General features: G+C 70.5%; 22 protein-coding genes. 13 read left to right on the top strand and 9 right to left on the bottom strand.

Annotated elements, in window-relative coordinates; all coding sequences use genetic code 11:
* Positions 1-2: 2 nt before the first annotated feature.
* From AB3M90_RS13265 to AB3M90_RS13255, 3 genes are all read right to left on the bottom strand, one after another.
* The gene (locus AB3M90_RS13265) at positions 3-815 is read right to left on the bottom strand and encodes a nitroreductase family protein (RefSeq protein ID WP_412952606.1); all 813 of its coding nucleotides are present in this window, start codon (positions 813-815) and stop codon (positions 3-5) included.
* A 4-nt stretch (positions 816-819) separates the two neighbouring features.
* Positions 820-1194, bottom strand: a complete 375-nt coding sequence (locus tag AB3M90_RS13260; RefSeq protein ID WP_412952605.1) for a hypothetical protein — start codon at positions 1192-1194, stop codon at positions 820-822.
* A gap of 168 nt (positions 1195-1362) precedes the next feature.
* On the bottom strand, positions 1363-2247 hold the full coding sequence (locus AB3M90_RS13255; RefSeq protein ID WP_412952604.1) for a MerR family transcriptional regulator: 885 nt from the start codon (positions 2245-2247) through the stop codon (positions 1363-1365).
* Between the two features lie 164 nt (positions 2248-2411).
* On the opposite strand from AB3M90_RS13255, the gene AB3M90_RS13250 reads away from it, so the two are divergent.
* The 7 genes from AB3M90_RS13250 to AB3M90_RS13220 all read left to right on the top strand — a co-directional run bounded on the left by AB3M90_RS13250 (position 2412) and on the right by AB3M90_RS13220 (position 7201).
* Positions 2412-2654, top strand: a complete 243-nt coding sequence (locus tag AB3M90_RS13250) for a hypothetical protein (RefSeq protein WP_412952602.1) — start codon at positions 2412-2414, stop codon at positions 2652-2654.
* A gap of 65 nt (positions 2655-2719) precedes the next feature.
* Positions 2720-3445 (top strand): ATP-binding cassette domain-containing protein, encoded by a 726-nt coding sequence (locus tag AB3M90_RS13245; RefSeq protein ID WP_412952600.1) that lies wholly within the window; start codon positions 2720-2722, stop codon positions 3443-3445.
* On the top strand, positions 3442-4860 hold the full coding sequence (locus AB3M90_RS13240; protein ID WP_412952599.1) for a hypothetical protein: 1419 nt from the start codon (positions 3442-3444) through the stop codon (positions 4858-4860). The genes AB3M90_RS13245 and AB3M90_RS13240 overlap by 4 nt, the downstream gene beginning before the upstream one ends.
* The gene (locus tag AB3M90_RS13235) at positions 4844-5158 is read left to right on the top strand and encodes a hypothetical protein (RefSeq protein ID WP_412952597.1); all 315 of its coding nucleotides are present in this window, start codon (positions 4844-4846) and stop codon (positions 5156-5158) included. The genes AB3M90_RS13240 and AB3M90_RS13235 overlap by 17 nt, the downstream gene beginning before the upstream one ends.
* 58 nt (positions 5159-5216) lie before the next feature.
* Positions 5217-5675 carry a hypothetical protein gene (locus AB3M90_RS13230; protein WP_412952595.1) on the top strand — a complete coding sequence of 153 codons (459 nt, stop codon included), beginning with the start codon at positions 5217-5219 and terminating at the stop codon, positions 5673-5675.
* A 69-nt stretch (positions 5676-5744) separates the two neighbouring features.
* Positions 5745-6587, top strand: a complete 843-nt coding sequence (locus AB3M90_RS13225) for a DUF4097 family beta strand repeat-containing protein (protein ID WP_412952593.1) — start codon at positions 5745-5747, stop codon at positions 6585-6587.
* Entirely contained in the window at positions 6584-7201 is a 618-nt protein-coding gene (locus AB3M90_RS13220) for a PadR family transcriptional regulator (RefSeq protein WP_412952592.1), read from the top strand. The genes AB3M90_RS13225 and AB3M90_RS13220 overlap by 4 nt, the downstream gene beginning before the upstream one ends.
* A gap of 62 nt (positions 7202-7263) precedes the next feature.
* On the opposite strand, the gene AB3M90_RS13215 is transcribed toward AB3M90_RS13220, so the two are convergent.
* Entirely contained in the window at positions 7264-7809 is a 546-nt protein-coding gene (locus AB3M90_RS13215) for a universal stress protein (protein WP_412952591.1), read from the bottom strand.
* A gap of 149 nt (positions 7810-7958) precedes the next feature.
* Between AB3M90_RS13215 and AB3M90_RS13210 the strand changes: the two genes are divergently transcribed.
* Entirely contained in the window at positions 7959-8144 is a 186-nt protein-coding gene (locus tag AB3M90_RS13210) for a DUF3073 domain-containing protein (RefSeq protein ID WP_116634077.1), read from the top strand.
* Between the two features lie 111 nt (positions 8145-8255).
* Here the strand turns inward: AB3M90_RS13210 and AB3M90_RS13205 are convergent, their stop codons facing one another.
* From AB3M90_RS13205 to purM, 3 genes are read right to left on the bottom strand one after another with little or no spacing between them, the layout of a single operon-like run.
* Entirely contained in the window at positions 8256-9557 is a 1302-nt protein-coding gene (locus AB3M90_RS13205) for an MFS transporter (RefSeq protein WP_412952589.1), read from the bottom strand.
* Entirely contained in the window at positions 9554-11044 is a 1491-nt protein-coding gene (purF, locus tag AB3M90_RS13200) for an amidophosphoribosyltransferase (protein ID WP_412952587.1), read from the bottom strand. Before purF ends, AB3M90_RS13205 begins: the two co-directional genes overlap by 4 nt.
* 6 nt (positions 11045-11050) lie before the next feature.
* Positions 11051-12166 carry a phosphoribosylformylglycinamidine cyclo-ligase gene (gene purM / locus AB3M90_RS13195; protein ID WP_412952585.1) on the bottom strand — a complete coding sequence of 372 codons (1116 nt, stop codon included), beginning with the start codon at positions 12164-12166 and terminating at the stop codon, positions 11051-11053.
* Between the two features lie 841 nt (positions 12167-13007).
* Between purM and AB3M90_RS13190 the strand changes: the two genes are divergently transcribed.
* Entirely contained in the window at positions 13008-13613 is a 606-nt protein-coding gene (locus AB3M90_RS13190; RefSeq protein WP_412952583.1) for a zinc-binding alcohol dehydrogenase, read from the top strand.
* A 3-nt stretch (positions 13614-13616) separates the two neighbouring features.
* Here AB3M90_RS13190 and AB3M90_RS13185 read toward each other — a convergent pair whose 3' ends face one another.
* Together AB3M90_RS13185 and AB3M90_RS13180 are read right to left on the bottom strand one after the other, a co-directional pair.
* Positions 13617-13928, bottom strand: coding sequence for a potassium transporter Trk (locus AB3M90_RS13185; protein ID WP_412952582.1), 312 nt, complete (start codon positions 13926-13928; stop codon positions 13617-13619).
* 293 nt (positions 13929-14221) lie between these two features.
* Positions 14222-14593 carry a sterol carrier family protein gene (locus tag AB3M90_RS13180; protein WP_412952581.1) on the bottom strand — a complete coding sequence of 124 codons (372 nt, stop codon included), beginning with the start codon at positions 14591-14593 and terminating at the stop codon, positions 14222-14224.
* A gap of 197 nt (positions 14594-14790) precedes the next feature.
* Between AB3M90_RS13180 and AB3M90_RS13175 the strand changes: the two genes are divergently transcribed.
* The 4 genes from AB3M90_RS13175 to AB3M90_RS13160 all read left to right on the top strand — a co-directional run bounded on the left by AB3M90_RS13175 (position 14791) and on the right by AB3M90_RS13160 (position 18730).
* Positions 14791-15471: an NUDIX hydrolase gene (locus AB3M90_RS13175; protein WP_412952579.1), complete on the top strand. Its 681-nt coding sequence runs from the start codon at positions 14791-14793 to the stop codon at positions 15469-15471.
* A 51-nt stretch (positions 15472-15522) separates the two neighbouring features.
* The gene (gene purD / locus AB3M90_RS13170; protein WP_412952577.1) at positions 15523-16800 is read left to right on the top strand and encodes a phosphoribosylamine--glycine ligase; all 1278 of its coding nucleotides are present in this window, start codon (positions 15523-15525) and stop codon (positions 16798-16800) included.
* 119 nt (positions 16801-16919) lie between these two features.
* Positions 16920-17393, top strand: coding sequence for a winged helix-turn-helix transcriptional regulator (locus tag AB3M90_RS13165; RefSeq protein WP_412952575.1), 474 nt, complete (start codon positions 16920-16922; stop codon positions 17391-17393).
* Complete coding sequence (locus AB3M90_RS13160; protein WP_412952574.1) at positions 17390-18730, top strand: MFS transporter; 1341 nt, start codon at positions 17390-17392, stop codon at positions 18728-18730. The genes AB3M90_RS13165 and AB3M90_RS13160 overlap by 4 nt, the downstream gene beginning before the upstream one ends.
* The last annotated feature ends 36 nt before the right edge of the window (positions 18731-18766 follow it).

Below are 18766 nucleotides of genomic sequence, written 5' to 3'. Positions count from 1 at the left end.
GGTCAGTGCTCGTGCCGGAGCTGCGTGTCGTCCCAGCCCCGCTGGGCGACGTCGCAGCTTTCGCGGAACACGTACTGCGAGACGAGCTTGCGCTGGCTACTCGACCAGTCGATCGCCGGGCGGCGCTGCTCGGGCGGCACGTAGCCGAGCCGGTACACGGCCATGAGCTCGAGATCGTCGGGCACCTTCAACAGCCGGATGATCTCCTCCCAGCGCCCCGGAACCTCCATCGGGAACGAGATGAACTGGATGCCCATCCCGAGCTCGACGGTCGTGAGCCAGATGTTCTCCATCGCCGCGCCCATGCTGAAGACCGAGTAGAACGACGACAGCTGACCGGGACGGTACTCGCTGCGGTCGAGCATCACGCCGAGCAGGAGCGGCGAGCCGGCGACGAGCTTCTGGTTCTCGGAGCCGAGGGTCTTGGGCACCCCGAAGGTGTTCATCAGGGTCTGACCGCGCTTGGTGAAGACCTGGTTGGTGAAGGGCCGCAGGGGTGCGGGGAGCTTGTCGAACAGCATCCCACTGCGCTTCTCCTCCATCTCGGCCTGACTGAAGCGGAAGTACGGCTTGTAGCGCTCGAAGAACGTGCCGTTCGACATCGCCTCGGTCATGCTCTCGCCCGAGATGCGGGCGATGTGCTCGATGGTGTCGCGGTTCTCGATCACGACGAACCGCCACGGCTGGCTGTTCAGCTGGGAGGGGGCGCGACCGGCGGCTTCGAGGAGGAGCCGCTGGTGCTCCTCCGAGACCGGGTCGGGCAGGAACGGCCCGTTCGTGGTCTTGCGGCGGCGGATGGCGTCGAGCAGTTCCATGCGGTCACTTCCGGTCGGAGGGCATGCGCGAGCACACCAGGCCCGCGACGAGGAAGGGGGCGGCCGCGAGCGCGGTCAGCGGATGCCGCCGTGTCCGGGTCCCGAGGTACGGGATCGCCGCGAGCGGCACGACGGCAGGGGCGAGGGATGCCGCAGCCCGTCGACTGGCGGCCTTCGGCCGGGCCCAGAACGCGGAGCTCAGAGCGGCGGCGGTCGTGAGGCAGGTCACGATGTACAGCGCATGGTGCAGCCAGCGGTATCCGCTCGTGTCGATCGTCTTCGTCGCCACCGCGGTGCCCAGCGCGGCGTTCGCACCGTAGGCGAGCGTCGCGGCGACGAACAGCGGAGCCGCGTTCGTGCGTGTGCGACGGTGGGCCATGGCACGACACTACGCCTGCGCGCGGCATCGGCCGTCGACCTTGCGGGGGGCGCTGATCTTCGATACGGGCGGGCGCGTTTCGTCTCGCTTCGCTCGCTCAACGACCGGAAGCGGTACCGGTCGTCGAGCGAGGAGCGAAGCGACGAGACGAAACGCGCCCTGCCGCGCTTACAGGTGCGCCTCCGCGTAGACGCGAAGCGCGTCGCGGACGAACTCCGCGCCCTGCGTTCCGCCGGCCGACGTCGCGTAGTTCGCGCCGAAGCGCGGGTCTGCGACGTACATCTCACCGAGCCCGATCACATACGCCTTGACGTCTGTATCGGGTCCCTGAGCCTGTCGAAGGGCGGATGCCGGGGTGCCCGGGATGCCGGTCAGCCACTCGACGTGGCGTCGGGCGATCGCCTGCGCCTCGTCGGACGCCGGGTCGACGCCGCTCTCGGCGGCGGCGATCCAGTCGCGTCCAAGGTCGGACACGCGCTGCTGCCAGTCGGCTCGCTCGGCATCGGTCATCCCGCGCCACCAGCGATCGCCGTCAGCGTAGGCCTGATGACCCCAGCGCTGCTCGACCTCGTCCTTGTACTGCGTGTGGTCGAAGCCGTCGAACATGTTCTCTGCCATGGGGTTCTCACCTCCTCTCAATGCCGTGATGGTGGATTCGACCGACGCGATCTGCCGCGTCAGCCGGTGCTGCTCCTCGCGCAGCAGCGCGAGGTGCGTCTCGAGGGCGGATGCTTCCGCCTGGGCGCCCTGGGTCCCTGAGCCCGCGCCCTGGGTCCCTGAGCCCGCGCCCTGGGTCCCTGAGCCCGCGCCCTGGGTCCCTGAGCCTGTCGAAGGGCCGAGGATCTCGCCGATCTGCGGCAGGCCGAGGCCGAGGTCGCGCAGCAGCAGGATGCGCTGCAGCCGCACGAGCGCCGCCGAGTCGTAATGCCGGTACCCGTTCGATGCGACGCGCGACGGCGGCAGGATGCCGATGTCGTCGTAGTGCCGAAGGGTGCGGCTGGTGGTTCCCGCCAGCCGCGCGATCTCCTGGATCGACCAGTCGTCACGCTGCATCTCTTCTTCTCCTCTCCATCGTCGTGGGCGATGCTTCGACCTTAGAAGTTGACGTAGCGTCAATGTCAAGCGTCCTCGTATGACGGTATATAGCGCTCGAATGGATTGCCCCCCGGCCTTCGGCCTGCCAGCATCGACAGCAACCCAACGAAAGGAGGTGATTCATGTCCGTGATGACTGCGATCGAACCGACGCTGATGAGGCGACGTGTCGAGGATGCTCTCGACGAGGCGGTTCTCCGCTTCGACGGCTGGTGGCTCGTGCTGCTCGCCGCGCTCCTGGTGTTCGGTGTGGCGTTCCTGGCGTCCTTGGCCGCCTGGTGCTTCTTCGCCAACGGAGGCAAGCGCTTCACCGGAAGCTGGAAGTGGGGCAAGAGCGGCGTGTCCGTCTGGCTCGAGTGCGTCTGAGCATGTCGACTCCTCGGCGCGTCCGTGAGGGCGCGTCGAGGGGCTCAGAAAGGAAAGGAGCATCCATGCTGCTCGACGTCTCGGCCGTGACGTTCTCCTACGGCAGGCGCACCCCGGTGCTCCGCGACCTCTCGCTGCACATCGCGGCAGGCGAGCGCGTCGGCCTCGTCGGACCCAACGGATCCGGCAAGTCCACGCTGATCCGCGCGATCGCCGACCTCCTGCAGCTGCGCGGCGGCAGCATCCGCATCGACGGCCGCTCCCATCGGGAGAGGGCGGCGCGCGAGAGCATCGTGCACATCGCCAGCAACGACTACCTGCCGCAGTTCCTGACCGGGCGCGAGTACGTCGATCTCATGCACCGCTTCTACGGGCTCGAACCCGACGAGCAGCGCCTCGACGACCTGATGAGCCGCTATCAGCTGGCGGCGCGGCAGCACGACCTGATCGAGGACTACTCGCACGGGATGCGCAAGAAGGTGCAGGTGGTCTCAGGACTCCTGCTCGCCCGCCCGCTGACGATCGTCGACGAGACCCTGAACGGCGTCGACGTCGACGCCCTGTACGAGTTCGAGCACGATGCCGAGCGGATGCCGGAGGGCAACGCCCTTCTTCTGTGCAGCCACGACTTCCGCCTCCTCGAGGCGGTCTGCGACCGTGTCATCGTGCTGTGTCGGGGCGACATCGTGTACGACCTGCCGCTGCGGCGCGTGCGGGAGGAGTTCGGTTCGGTCGACGCCATGGTGAAGCAGGCCATCGGCGCCTCCACCCCGCGGGGGTCGTCGTCGTGACGCAGGTGTTCGCGCTGACCGGCTTCCTCTGGATGTTCCTCGTCCGCCGCGTCCTGCGCCGCGGAGCACTGCGACTGCCGGTCGTGCGGTGGACCATCGCGATCGCCGTGCTGGCGGCCTTCGCCGGCTTCTGCGTGTTCGGGATCGTCACCCTGCGGCAGCTGATCGCCGATCCCGCGCTGCTCTCTCCCCTGCTGCGCGTGGCCGGAACCGCCATTCCGATGTGGGTGCTCGCCATCTTCACCGTCGTGCGCGTCATGTTCATGAAGTCGAGCGATCTCGTCGAGCTCACCTTCTGCTTCCCCCTGACGAACCGCGCCCGCACGCTCGGGTTCATGCTGTTCGAGGCGATGCTCGTCGCCGCCGGCGTGGTCGTCATCCTCGGCGCGCTGATCGCCGGCGCGGTGTCGATCAGCGGCGTCGGCATCGTCGACGACGTCGTGACCTGCCTGCTCATGCCGACCCTCGTCTGCTATCTCCTGGCCAGCCTGTACTACCTGGCACTCGAGCGGCTCCTGCTGCACTTCCGGCTCGCACGGCTGCGGGCCTTCCTCGTGCCGGTCATCCTCGGCGCCACACTGGTCGCCCTGTCGTTCGTCGTGAGCTCGCAGGCGGAGCGCGTGCTGTTCGCGGCGACGGAGGGTGAGGGGCACGTCGCCGTACAGCTCGTGCTCGCCGACATCGCTGCAGCGCACGGACTCGTCGCCGCGACCGTCGTCTGGCTCGCGGTCGTGGCGCTGCTGATCGTGGCCGTGTGCATCGCCGCGCCGCGTCAGTTCGACCCCACCCGGCGCTTCGCCCGGGTGCCCCGGCTGCTCGGCGCGAGCGAGTTCGGCACCTATTTCACCGCACACGCGCGGGCGATCGAGACCATCACGGTGTACGGCATCGTCTTCGCCGGCTCGTACGCTCTGTTCGTCGCCGACATCCGGCTCCCTCCGTTCCTGCTCATCGCCACGACGATCCCGGCCGTCTACGCCTTCGTCGCGACGGAGCCGCTGCGCGCGTGCGCCCCGCGCCGGCACCGACCGATCGGGCTCTACCTCCTCCTGGTCGGCCCGCAGCTGCTCGCCCTCGGCCTGTGCGCCCTTCCCGTCGGCGTGCTCTCGGCACTCACCGGCATCTCCTGGAGCGAGATCGTCGTCGTCGTCGGGTTCTGCGCGTCGAACGTCGTGGTCCTCACCCTCGCGGGCATCGTCTTCCCGCCCGAGAAGGGCAACCCGTTCTCGGTGGTCGTGGGCGTCGCCGTCGCAGCGCTCGTGACGGGAACGCTCATGCTCGGCGCGAACCTTCCCGGACTCCCCGCCGCCGTCGGCGCCACCGCACTCGTCCTCCTGACCCTCACCGCCGCCCTCTTCTCCGCGGTCGCCCTGCGGAAGATCGAAAGGACCGAACGTCATGAAGTGGTTGTTTAGATTCCTCGGCAGCACGGTGGCCGCCCTCGTCGTGACCGCGGGAGCGGCCGTCGCGGTCGCCGTCTGGCTCATGTTCTCGGCCGGCTCGACGCCGGGACGACGCCTCGGCTACTTCGACGCGATCTTCGTCGAAGTCGTTCCGACGCCCCAGGGCACGACCCAACTGGGCGTCGGCATCACCGATCCGCTCCCCCTGCTCGTCACGGTCGTGGCCATCACCGTGTTCGTGCTGGCCGTGTTGGCCGTGCACGATCTGCTCGTCGCGCGCAAGAGGCAGCTGCTCGCGGACGCGGGTTGAGGTGTGGTCGGCGACCGTCCCCCGACTCGCACCATCGAGCATTCTTCTCTGGCTCGGCATGGCCGGGTGGCCGCTGCATGCGCTGTTCGCCGCGGCATCCGCCGGCGCCCTCGTCTTCGCGCAGCTCACCGGCCAGCCGGCGGTCGTCGATGCCCTCCTCGTGCTCGCACTGCACTACGTCGTCGGCGTCTGGGCCGGCTACGCCGTGCACGAGCTGGGGCACGCGGCGGCCCTCTCGCGCTCTCCGGGCGTGACGGCGCTCACGCTCGAGCGCTCGCTGCTGCGCGTGTCGGTCGTGCCGCACGGCTCGCTCAGCGGACGTGAGGCCTTCATCGGCGCCGTCTCGGGTCCGCTCAGCTGCGTGGCGATCGGAGCCGTGCTCTGGATGCTCGTCCCGCAGGTGCACCTCCACGGCTGGTACCTCATCCACGCGATCTTCCTCACACCGGTCTTCGCCGACGGCCGCGTGGCGCTGCGCTCGCTGCGACACTGGCGATCCGGGATGCGTATCCCTTGACATCGAGATATATCGTGTTATCGTTGGCAAGACACGATATATCGTGATCCCCTACGTCAGGAGAAACACATGACCGAGAAGTGGCTCATCGCCCCCGGCGAGGAACGCGTCATCGACATCGAGAACGTCACCCGGCTGAAGATCGGCCTGGTCGGCGGCCAGGTCGACGTGATCGCCCACGACGAGCCCGGCATCCGCATCGAGGTGCACGGGGTCACGACGAAAGACCTCCGCATCGAGTCGCACGACGGAGAGGTCGAGATCGACCACCCGCAGCTGGGCTGGGACAACTTCCTCGAGGTGTTCCGCAACTTCGGCTCGGGCGGCCCGCGCGCCGAGGTGAGCGTCGCGGTCCCTCGCAGCATCGCCCTGAACCTGGGTGTGGTGAGCGCCGGTGCCCTCGTCTCCGGCATCCGCAACGACACCCGTCTGAACACCGTCTCCGGCGACATCATCGTCGACACCCTCTTCGGCGACCTCAACGTCAACTCCGTCTCGGGCGACGTGCAGGTGCGCGGGCTCACCGGCTCGATCAGCGCCAACAGCGTCTCGGGCGACGTGGCCGTGACCGGCACCGTGCGCCGCGCAACCATCGACACGGTGTCGGGAGCGACGCTCGTCGATGCCGCGGGCGACGTCAACTCGATCACGATCAACACCGTCTCGGGCGGCACCACCGTCCGTCTCGACGAGTCGCTCGCCGCGAACTACGTCATCCGCTCGCTCAGCGGCCGACTGCTGATCGACGGCGTCCCGCGCAGCTCGTCAGGACCGAGCAACTACACCGGCACGACGGGCGAGCTCGCGGGTCGCTTCGTCGACCTGCGCGCCAACTCGGTCTCGGGCGGCGTCACGGTGCTCCGCCGCTCGCCCGCGACCATCACCGACGACGCCGAGTGGGAGGAAGCATGAGTCCCGCGGTCTTCTCGCACGGCGACCTGCGCCTGTACCTGCTGTCACTGCTGGCCGAGTCACCCCAGCACGGCTACGGCATCATCCAGTCGCTCACCGATCGCACCGGCGGCACCTACACCCCGAGCGCCGGCACGATCTACCCGCGCCTGGCGAAGCTCGAGGAGGAGGGGCTGGTCACCAAGACGGTCGACGGGCGCACCACGATCTACGCGATCACGGATGCCGGCCGCGCCGAGCTCGCGTCGCGCGAGAGCGACCTCGCCGGCATCGAGTCGGGTCTCGCCGATTCGGTGCGGCTCATCGCGAACGAGGTGCGCCAGAGCGTCAGAGAGGCGATGAAGAGCCTCCGCGCCGACCTGGCCACTGCCGAGCACGACGAGCGGCACGCGGCGAAGAACCGTCCGAGAGCGGCCTCCGACGACGCCCGTGTCACCAGCCGAGAAGAGCTGCATCGGGCCGATGCCGTGATCAACGCCTTCCGCGCCCGCGTGCGCACCGATCTGCGCACGCATGTGGCGAAGGGCGGCGTGCTGACGCCGTCGACGGTGAGCCAGCTCGAAGACGCCCTCGACGCTGCGGCGCACGCCGTGACGCGCGCGCTGTCGGCCTGACGCTCTGCCGCGGCACTCGCTCGACGACCGACACCCCGGTCGTCGAGCGGCGCGGTCGCGACCTACTCCTCCGGCCAGATCTCCTTCTGCTCGTCGGGCACGGGCTCGCCCAGCGGCACGACGAGGATGGGCCGATGCTGGCGATGGGCGAGGCGAGCCGCGACCGAGCCGGTGAAGAACTCGCGGATCGACTCGCCGAGGCCGCGCTTGCGCGTGCCCACGACGATCAGCTGCGCGTCGAGCCGGTTGCCGAGCTGCTTGATGGCCAGCGCCGGATCGCCCACCAGCTGGCGCGCGGTCCACGTGAGGTCGGTCTTGTCGAGAACGGCTGCGGCCGCCGACTGCACGGCCTCGAACTCGACGACGCCTGCGTCGAAGTTGATGTCGATGGGCGCGGAATGCACGTAGCCGTCGGGGTCTTCGTACGTCACGAATCGCGTGACGTCGACGTGCGCGACGACGAGCGGAACGTGCAGCAGACGGGCGTACCGCGCGGCCTCGTCGAGGACGCGGCGGTCTTGATTCGGCTGCATGCCGACGATGACGGCCCTTTGCAGCATCGCGTTCTGCGCGGCCTCGTCGGACGGAGTGGAGGTGCTGTCGGACATGAGGATCGCTCCCTTCACCAGCCGGGCCTCGGCCAGGGGGCCGTAGCCGCGTGCTATTCTGAATGCTACTCTTACCGGCCGTCAGCCGGTGTCGTGAAACGCGTCGGGCTCCTGCTGCCCGCAGCTTAACTCGTGAGGGGGTCTCGCGCATGGGCCGTGGCCGTCAGAAGGCGAAACACACCAAGATCGCCCGCGAACTCAAGGCGTACAGTCCGTCGGTGAACTACTCCGCGCTCGAGCGCGAGCTGGGTCACCCGACCGACGAAGACGCCTACGTCGACAAGTGGGCCGACGAGTACGCAGACGAAGACGAAGACGAGCTCGAAAAGGCCTGACCGCCCGCTCCGCCCGTCGTCGAACCCCCGTGCGACCCACGGGGGTTTCGTCGTGCCCATTCCGATGGATCTCTCCGCCGACGAGCCGGCCGGAGCCGGGCTCACCGCCCGTCACCAGCTCCCGTACCGGCGCTCCCACTCGTCTTCGATCGTGCGGCGTCGTCCCGCGACGACCCCCGCAGGGATCGAGACCACGAGAACGCCCGCGACGACCAGGAGCGGCACCTGCCACCCGCCCGTCGAATCGTGGAGCAGGCCCACGAGCAACGGGAACACCGCCGCGATCGCGTAGCCGATGCTCTGCACGAAGCCGCTGAGCGCGACAGCGCTCTCGGCCGTGCGGGCGCGGATGCTGAGCAGCACGAGGCTCAGCGGGAACATGATGGCCGTCAGGCCGAAGATGCACACCCACAGCGCGAGCGCCGCGGTCGGAGCGACGAGGAAGCCGCCGAGGCCGACCAAGCCGCCGACGACCGCCACGAAGAACAGAGGGCGCGTCGCCTGGTACCGCACCACCAGGATCGGCACGATCAGTGAGCACGGCAGACCGATGAGCCCGAAGACCGAAAGCAGGAACCCGGCCGTCGCCGGCGTGACTCCGCCGATGTCGACGAGCAGAGTCGGCAGCCACGCGAACGACACGTACGCCATCGTCGACGACGTGCCGAACACGAGCGCGAGCGCCCAGGCGAGCGGCAGGCGCCAGAGACGAGCGAAGGTGCGCGCGTTGGCGGGCGCCGTCGTGATCGGCCCCGTGGCCACGGCGACCGCATCCTGCAGATCGTGGCGACCATCGGTCGGATCGATCTCGACCGGGGCGGCGGTCACCGTCGTCGGCGCGGCGCGCTCGCGCAGCAGCAGCGCCACCCACGGCACCAGGGCGATCGCGGCGAACAGGCCCCACATGCCGAGCGACACCCGCCAGCCGAGCGAGTCGGCCACCGGCACCGCGACCAGAGGCGGAAGGAACGTCGACACTGCCAGCGTCGTCGAGTAGACCGTCATCATCGCGCCGATGCGGTCGGGGAAGTACTTCTTCACGAGCGGCGGCAACAGGACGTTGCCGGAGCCGACGCCCGCGAAGACGACCGCCGTCGCTGCCAGGAGCGCCACCGAATCACCGGCGAGGCCGCGCAGCAGCATCCCGACAGCGATCAGCGCGATCGCGGAGACGGCGACCCGCTCGAGGCCGAAACGACGCTCGAACAGCGGGGTGAGGAGTCCGAAGAGGGCGAAGCACACCGGCGGCGCGGCTCCGATGAGCCCTATGACCACGGGCGGCACCGGGAAATCGTCGGCGACATGGTCGATCACCGGCGACAGCGAGGCGACGGCTGACCGCAGCGAGAACGCGACGAGCACGATCCCGATCAGGGCGAGGGCGCGTCCCTGCCAGAGCGGCCTCGACGTCACGAGGTCTGCGACCCCTCCACCCACGCCAGGTACTCGTCGGAGACGGTGCCGGTGACGTACCGGCCGTCGAAGCAGCTCATGTCGAGATCGGTCAGCGCCGAGCCCTCGATGATCGCCGCCTTGAGATCGTCGACCTCCTGGTAGACGAGGTGGTCGACGCCGAGCTCCTCGGCGATCTCGGGGATCGTGCGTCCGTGCGCGATCAGCTCGTGACGGGACGGCATGTTGATGCCGTAGACGTGCGGATGCCGCACCGGCGGGGCCGCCGACGCGAAGGTCACCGAGGCGGCGCCGGCATCCCTCGCCATCTGGATGATCTCCTTCGAGGTGGTGCCGCGCACGATGGAGTCGTCGATCAGGAGCACGTTCTTGCCCTGGAACTCGGTCGACATCGCGTTGAGCTTCTGCCGCACGCTCTTCTTGCGCACCGCCTGCCCCGGCATGATGAAGGTGCGGCCGACGTAGCGGTTCTTGTAGAAACCCTCGCGGTACTCCTTGCCGAGCTTGCGCGCGACCTCCATCGCGGCAGGACGCGACGAGTCGGGGATCGGCATGACCACGTCGATCTCGTCGAGCGGCACGTGCTTCGCGATCGTGTCGGCGAGCCGGTCGCCCATGCGCAGGCGCGACTCGTACACCGAGATGCCGTTCATGACCGAGTCAGGGCGGGCGAGATAGACGTACTCGAACGCGCACGGCGCGAGCTGTACGGCTTCGGCGCACTGCCGGGAGTGCAGCTCGCCGTCGTTCGTGATGAACACCGCCTCGCCGGGCTCGATCTCGCGGACGACCTCGTAGTCGCCGTTCTCGAGCACCAGCGACTCGCTCGCGACGACCCACTCGTCCTTCGCCTGAGCGGTCTCTGAGCCAGTCGAAGGGTCGACGGTCGACGGGCGACGTCCGAGGATGAGGGGACGGATGCCGAACGGGTCGCGGAAGGCGAGCAGACCGTAGCCGGCGATCACCGCGATGACCGCGTACGCGCCTTCGATGCGCTCGTGCGTTCGCGTGACCGCCTCGAAGATGCGCTCCGCGTCGAGGTCGACGGTCGAGGTGGTGTTCTGAAGCTCGCCCGCGAGCACGTTCAGGAGCAGCTCGGTGTCGCTCGACGAGTTCAGGTGCCGGCGGTCGCGCTGGGCCATGTCGGCGGTCAACTCACGCGTGTTGGTGAGGTTTCCGTTGTGGATGAGGATGATGCCGTACGGCGCGTTCACGTAGAAAGGCTGCATCTCCTCCTCGCTCGACGCGGTGCCCTTCGTGGCGTAGCGCACGTGCCCGAGGCCGACATTGCCGAGCAGCGCGCGCATGTCGCGCGTGCGGAACGCCTCGCGCACCATGCCCTGCGCCTTGGCGTTGTGCATGACGCCGTTCGGCTCCGCCGTGGCGATGCCCGTCGCATCCTGGCCACGATGCTGCAGCAGCAGGAGAGCGTCGTAGATGTCCTGATTGACCGGGGCGGACCCCACCATTCCGACGATGCCGCACATGGACTCTTACTTCACTCCGTCCGCGTAGGCGCCCACGAGGCGCACTGCTCCGCCGTCCACGCCCTTGGCGCCCTCCTCGAAGGCGCCGGCGGGGCGCGCGCCGAAGCCGACGGCGCCGACCTGCCAGGCGGGCATGCCCTCGGCGGCGAGCGCCGCGATCGCGGCATCCTTCTTCTCCGCGGCGACGACGGCGAGGAATCCGATGCCGAGGTTCCAGGTGCCCTCGGCCGACTCCAGCGTCGACCCGGCGATGTCGCTGAGCACGCGGAAGACGGGGCTCGGCGACCACGTGCCACGGTCCACCTCGGCCCAGCTGCCCTGGGGGAGCACGCGGGCGAGATTCGCCGCGATGCCGCCGCCGGTCACGTGGCTGAGGGCATGGACGGCACCGGGGATGGTGTCGATGAGCCGCAGCAGCGGCTGGGTGTACAGGCGTGTGGGCTCGAGCAGGGCCTCGCCCCAGGTCGTGCCGAAGTCGGCTGCGGGGTCGGCGTACGAGATGCCGGCGCCGGTGATGATGTGCCGCACCAGGGAGTATCCGTTGGAGTGGAGCCCGCTCGAGGCGATGGCGAGGACGACGTCGCCGTCCTGCACCCGCTCGGCGCCGAGGATCGCGTCGGCCTCGACCACTCCGGTGGCGGCACCCGCCACGTCGTAGTCGCGGGGGCCGAGCAAGCCCGGGTGCTCGGCGGTCTCGCCGCCCACGAGGGCGGTGCCCGTGGCGGTGCAGGCCTCGGCGATGCCGCGCACGATGTCGGCGATGCGCTCCGGCACGACCTTGCCGCAGGCGATGTAGTCGGTCATGAAGAGGGGCTTCGCCCCGACCACGACGATGTCGTCGACGACCATGCCCACCAGATCTTGACCGATGGTGTCGTGCTTGTCGATGGCCTGCGCGATGGCGACCTTGGTGCCGACACCGTCGGTGCTCGTCGCCAGCAGCGGACGGCGGAAGTCGCGCAGCGCGCTCGCGTCGAACAGGCCCGCGAACCCGCCGACGCCTCCGAGCACCTCGGGCCCGTGCGTGGCGCGCACGGACGACTTCATCAGCTCGACCGCGAGGTCGCCCGCAGCGGTGTCGACGCCGGCTTCGGAATAGGGGTTGGTGGGGGAGGCAGCCACCCCTCCAGCCTACCGCCCGCGGCCCAGCCGCTCTCCCCCGCTCCCTGCCCGTCGCTGCGTCGCCTCCGCGTGCGCCCCCGGCCCGCCGGAGAGGAGGAACACGCCGGTGATTCGCCGCTCGGACCCCGGCTGTGGCCGCTGAGAGGAGGAACACGCCGGCGAATGCGGCCCGCCACCGGCGTGTTCCTCCCTTGACCGGGGGTAGGTGAGGGGTGCGGACGGGACGGGGACGCGCACGGGGCGCGGAGGCGCGGGCGGCGCGGGGGCGGGGAGCGGATGCCGGACGCGGGGCGGGGAGCGGATACCGGGCGCGGGGCGGGACGCGGGCGGTGCGGGGCGCAGGGGCCGGCGGCGCGACGGACGCCGCCCGAGAGGAGGAACACGCCGGCGAACGAGCCCGACGAGCGCGCCGCGCGTCTTTGAAGGGAGGAACACGCCGGTGAATGCGGCTCCCCGCCGGCGTGTTCCTCCCTTGAGCGGCGAAGGGGCGGGACACGGGCGGGGCGAGTGGGACGGGGTGCGGATGCGGGGCTGGGCGCGTATGCGGGGCGAGGCGGAGCGCGGGGGCGAGGGCGGGACGGCGCGGAGCGAGCGGGGCGGCGGGGCGAGTGGGACGGAGCGCGGGGGCGAGGTCGGGACGGCGCGGAGCGAGCGGGGCCGCGCGGCGAGTGGGACGGAGCGCGGGGGCGAGGTCGGGACGGCGCGGAGCGAGCGGGGCGGGGGCGAGCGCTCGGGCGGCGAGGGCTCGGGGGGCGAGGGCTCGGGGGGCGAGGGCTCGGGCGGCGGGGCCGCTCCGGCGGGCGGGCTCGGACGGGGCAGGATGCGGGCCTACGATGGGGCCATGGCCGACAAGCCGCAGTGGCTCATCCGCGAAGACGCGAGCGTTCCCGTGCTCGTGGCCCTCGCGCTGCGTCAGTCGCTCGGCATCCGTGCGCCGGAAGATCTCCCCAGCCTGCGCGAGCTCAGCGTGCGCGCGCCCGACGCCCCCGACGCCTCAGCCTCGGTCGAGAAGCAGTGGCGCGACTACTGGGACATGACGGTCGAGCCGCGGGCGCACCGGTCAGGCGTCCCGCTCGAGCTCGTCGACGGGTTCGACACCCTCGTCGCACTGCCCGCCACGGGAGCGGAGGAGTTGGCCTCCGCGATCGCGCCGCACGCGGCATCCGCTCTCCGTTATGCCCGGGTCGCGCACGATCGCTACGTCAACTCCATGAAGAGCAGTACGGGCGGCGATGCCTACCGCGCCTACGCGAGCGCCATCGCGGAGTTCGAGCGCGAGATCGGACGCCGCGCGCACTCGTTCGAACTCAACGTGCAGGTGCTGCCGTTCACTCAACGGGGCATCTGGTGGATCGGGGCGCTCACCGTCGCCGTCACCGACGGCCTGCGTCGCGACATCGTGGCCTTCGACTCGGCGATCCGCCCGGTCATCGCCGAACTGGCCTGACTCTCAGTCGTCGACGACGGTCTCGCGGTCGACATGCACGACCCGGTCGTGGCGACGCGCGATGCGCTCGAGGACCAGTCCGGCGACACCGCCCAGGGCGATGCCGATCGGCACGGTCCACAGCAGGAGGAAGCCGAAGACCTGCATCGGGGGGTAGACGACGTCGAGAGCCTGCGACTGCTCGTAGCTGCCGATCGCGGTGAGGATGCCGGCGACGATGATGCCGACGACCACGCCGATCCCCATGAGCACGCCGTACCGCGGCACGCGGCGCACGGTCGCCTCGACGGTCTGGTGGGAGTCGGTGGGGGCCATGCCTCCATTGTCCCACCGTTGCGGACTACATGGTCTCCGATTCGCGGCCTCACGGGCTCACCTGTCGGACGGAATCACGGATGCAGGACTAAAGAGGCCATATCGACCTGCATCCGTGAATCGGACCTGCATGCGTGACGGGACGGCATCCGTGAATCGGACCTGCATCCGCCATCTCGACCTGCATCCGCTATCGGGACCTGCATCCGCGACGCGAGACGACGTCGCTTCCGAGATCGTCCCGCCCCGCGTACGGCGACGCCGACGCGGGACGAAGATCACGGAGGATCGCGCTACGGCCGCAGCGGCAGCACGTCGACCAGACTCGCCCGGGTGCCCGAGGCGGCGATACGACCGGCCGTCGCGGCATCCGTCCATGCTTCGGCCCCGGTCGCCACGGCGATCCACGTCGCGGCATCCATCTCGACCACGTTCGGCGGGGTTCCGCGGGTGTGGCGGGGTCCTTGGATGACCTGCACCGCCCCGAACGGCGGAACCCGCACCTCGACGCTGCTGCCCGGAGCCTTCTCGTCGAGCAGCTGCAACAGGTATCGCACGGCGGTCGCGAGATCGGAGCGCTGCGGCGTCGCCCCGGCGGCATCGGCGGCCTGCACGGCGTCGAGCGCGGTGCGACCGGAGACGGTGTCGATCCTGCGGGGAGGCATGAGATCGAGGGTACGCCGCGGACCGGCATCCGTTCGCCTGGGTAGGAGAAGTGCGCTTCGGAAGGACGATTTCCGGCGCGGCATCCTTCGCAAGCGCACATCTCCTTCCGAGCGGTACGCGAGCACTCGCGCTCGCGCAGCGCGCGCACGCGAGCGGATGCGCCCGAGGCCTCCGGCACGGGCATAGGCTCGAGGCGATGAGCGAGACTCCCGAGACCCTGCACGGCGCGCGGGCCGAGCTGATCGCCGCGGCGCAGCGCGCAGACGGCTGGGCGGCGCCGTTCCCGCCGCTCGCGGGTGAGGCGCATCCGGCATCCGTCCTCGTGCTGTTCGGCCGACTCGACAGCACCCCCGCGCAGACCGACGAGGCCACGGTCGCCGCCGACCTCGACGTGCTGCTGCAGCGCCGTGCCGCGACCCTGTCGTCGCACCCCGGGCAGGTGTCGTTCCCCGGCGGTCGCCGGGAGGAGCAGGATGCGGATGCCGTCGCCACGGCGCTCCGCGAGGCACAGGAGGAGACCGGCCTCGACCCGGCAGGCGTCGAGGTGCTCGCGACGCTCGGCGAACTCCCCCTCGCGGCGAGCAACCACGTGGTGACGCCCGTGCTGGCCTGGTGGCGGTCGCCGTCGCGCGTCGCGGCGGTCGATCACGCCGAGACGGTGGAGGTCTTCCGCGTGCCGGTCGCACAGCTGCTCGATCCCGGCATCCGCTTCACCTCGCGTCTGCAGCGCTTCGGCCGCACCTGGCGCGGACCGGCGTTCGACGTCGACGGCACGATCGTGTGGGGCTTCACCGCCATGGTGCTCGACGCGCTGTTCGAGGCGACCGGGTGGGCGCAGGAGTGGGACCGATCGATCGAACGCCCGATCGAGCCCTGAGGCGGCGGATCGGGGCCGAAACGCCGGGCAGCGCGTCGGTAGGCTGGTCGGGTGAAGATCCTCGTCCTCGGTTCCGGTGCCCGTGAGCACGCGATCATCCTCGCTCTGCGGGCCGAGCGGGCGGAGCACGAGCTCTTCGTCGCCCCCGGGAACGCCGGGATCGCGCAGGACGCGACGCCCGTGAGCCTCGACCCGCTCGACGGCGCGGCGGTCACGGCGTTCGCCAACGAGCACGCGATCAACCTCGTGGTGATCGGCCCCGAGGCTCCCCTGGTCGCCGGCGTCGCCGATGCGCTCCGCGAGCACGGCATCCCGGTGTTCGGGCCGGGCAGGGCGGCGGCACAGCTCGAGGGGTCGAAGTCGTTCGCGAAGCGGATCATGGATGCCGCGGGCGTTCCGACCGGTCGCGCCGTGCGTGCGTCGACCACGGCCGAGGTCGAGGCGGCCTTCGACGACCTCGGCGCTCCGCACGTGGTGAAGGCCGACGGTCTCGCGGCGGGCAAGGGTGTCATCGTGACCTCCGACCGCGCCGAGGCCCTCGCTCACGCCGAGCAGTACCTCCCCGCCGGACCGGTGCTGATCGAGGAGTTCCTCTCGGGCCCCGAGGTCTCGCTCTTCTTCCTCAGCGACGGCGACACGGTGCGCGCGCTCAGCCCCGCGCAGGACTTCAAGCGCGCGCTCGACGGCGACGAGGGCCCGAACACCGGCGGCATGGGTGCGTACTCGCCCCTCCCCTGGCTCGCCGAGCGGTTCGGCAGCGAGCAGGCGTTCGTCGCCGAGGTCACGCGCGACGTCGCGCTGCCGGTGATCCGTCGGCTCGACGCCGAGGGCACCCCGTTCATCGGTCTGCTCTACGCCGGACTCATCCTCACCCCCGCCGGCGTGCGCGTGATCGAGTTCAACGCGCGCTTCGGCGACCCCGAGACCCAGGTCGTGCTCCCGCGCCTGGTCACCCCGCTGTCGGAGCTGCTCTTCGCCGCGGCATCCGGCACCCTCGAGGAGCAGGCCGAGCCCGAGTTCTCCGACGACGTCGCGATCACCGTCGTGCTCGCCAGCGAGGGGTACCCCGAGTCGCCGCAGACCGGTCGGCCGATCGAGGGACTGGCGGATGCCGCGGCCGTGGAGGGAGTGCACCTCGCGCATGCGGCGACGTCGAGCCCTGATGCGCCGGGTGGATCCCCGGTGGCATCCGGCGGGCGCGTGCTGAGCGTGGTCGCGCGCGCGTCGGACTTCCGCACGGCCCGCGAGCGCGCGTACGAGGCGATCGGGCGCATCAGCCTCGACGGCTCGCACCACCGCACCGACATCGCCGCGCGCGTCTCGGAGTAGGTGTGCGAAAGTCGGAGATCAGCACGAATCTCGGACGATTGCTGCCGAATCGTCCAAGATTCCTGCCATTCTCCGAGCCTGCGCTTGACAGAATCTACTTTCTTCAAGAAAGTTGACGGATGCCGCTCCGCTCCGACTGGTCGACCGCGTCGTGTCCGATCGCCCGCTCCGCCGATGTGCTCGCCGACCCCTGGGTGCTCCTGATCCTGCGCGAGCTGTTCTCGGGCCGCTCCCGCTTCGACGAGCTGCGCGAGGCGACCGGCGCCGCCGACTCCGTGCTCTCCCGTCGCCTCAGCGCGATGGCGGATGCCGGACTCGTCCGGCGCGACGGCGCCCCCCGGCCCGCGTACCACCTGACGGATGCCGGGCGCGAGACGCTCCCTATCCTCCACGCGTTCGCGCGTTTCTCGCGCGTCACCGATCCCGACGGGAGCTACGGCCTCGCCGTGTCGTGCGGTCGCTGCGGCGAGCCCGCGGCGTCCGTCGACTGGTGCACGCAGTGCGACGAGCCCCTCGACGCCGACTCGACCCGCTGGGCGCGGCGCAGCAGGGGCGGCGAGCCGTTCGCCCTCGCCACCGGAGCACGCGCATGACCGCCGAATCCGTCGAGGAGCCCACCGGCACCTCCGCGTCCCCGCCACGCCGTCTGCATCCGGCGTGGATCGTCGCGCTCGTCGCCCTCATCGCCCTGATCGGCGCCGCCGGCTTCCGCGCCGCCCCGGGCGTGCTCATGCTGCCGCTGCGGGACGAGTTCGGCTGGACCACCGCCGAGCTCTCGCTGGCCGTGACCGTCAACCTGCTGCTGTTCGGCCTCACCGCCCCGTTCGCCGCCGCCCTGATGCAGCGCTTCGGCATCCGTGCCGTCACCGTGACCGCGCTGTTGGTGATCGGTGCCGGCGCGGCGCTGAGCGTGTTCGTCGCGACCCCGGCCCAGCTGATCCTGACGTGGGGCGTGCTGATCGGCCTCGGCACCGGATCGATGGCGCTCGTGTTCGCCGCGACCATCACCGACACGTGGTTCGCCACCCGCCGCGGACTCGTCTCGGGCGTGCTCACGGCGGGCAGCGCCACCGGCCAGCTGATCTTCCTGCCGGTGATCGCGACGTCGGCCGAGCAGATCGGCTGGCGCGGAGCATCCCTCGTCATCGCCGGCGGCGCTCTCGCGGTCGTGCCGCTCGTGTGGATCTTCCTGCGCAACCGACCGAGCGACCTCGGCGTCGGACGCTACGGCGAGGCGGCTCCATCGGCGCCGCCCGCGCCGCGCCCGCGCGGCAACGCCTGGAGTGCGGCGCGGCTCGCGATCACGACGCTGCGCGACGCCGCCCGCACCAAGACCTTCTGGGCCCTCGCGATCGGGTTCGCGATCTGCGGCGCGACGACCAACGGGCTCATCGGCACGCACTTCATCCCGAGCGCGCACGATCACGGGATGCCGACGACCACGGCCGCAGGCCTCCTCGCCGTCGTCGGCGTCTTCGACATCGCCGGCACCGTGTTCTCGGGCTGGCTGACCGACCGGGTCAATCCCCGCATCCTGCTCGCCGCCTACTACGCGCTGCGCGGGGTGAGCCTGCTCTTCCTGCCGAGTCTTCTCTCGGCTGAGGTGCAGCCGAGCATCGTCGTGTTCATCGTGATCTACGGCCTCGACTGGGTGGCGACCGTGCCGCCGACGATCGCCCTGTGCCGCGAGGTGTTCGGCGACCGCGGGCCCCTCGTGTTCGGCTGGGTGTTCGCGGCGCATCAGGTCGGCGCCGGCATCGCTTCGGTGCTCGCCGGCATCGTGCGCGATCACACGGGCCAGTACACGGTCGCGTGGTTCGCGGCCGCCGGGCTGTGCGCCGTCGCGGCCCTGGTCAGTGCGACGATCCGACGGCACCCCGTCGCCGACGAAGAGGCGGTCCGGTCGGACGGGGCGCCGGTGGCCGAGTAGCGTCTCGTCTCGTCGCTGCGCTCCTCGCTCAACGAA

Source organism: Microbacterium martis (assembly GCF_047246685.1).
GTDB lineage: Bacteria > Actinomycetota > Actinomycetes > Actinomycetales > Microbacteriaceae > Microbacterium.
This window is presented reverse-complemented; position numbering and strand designations above follow the sequence as displayed.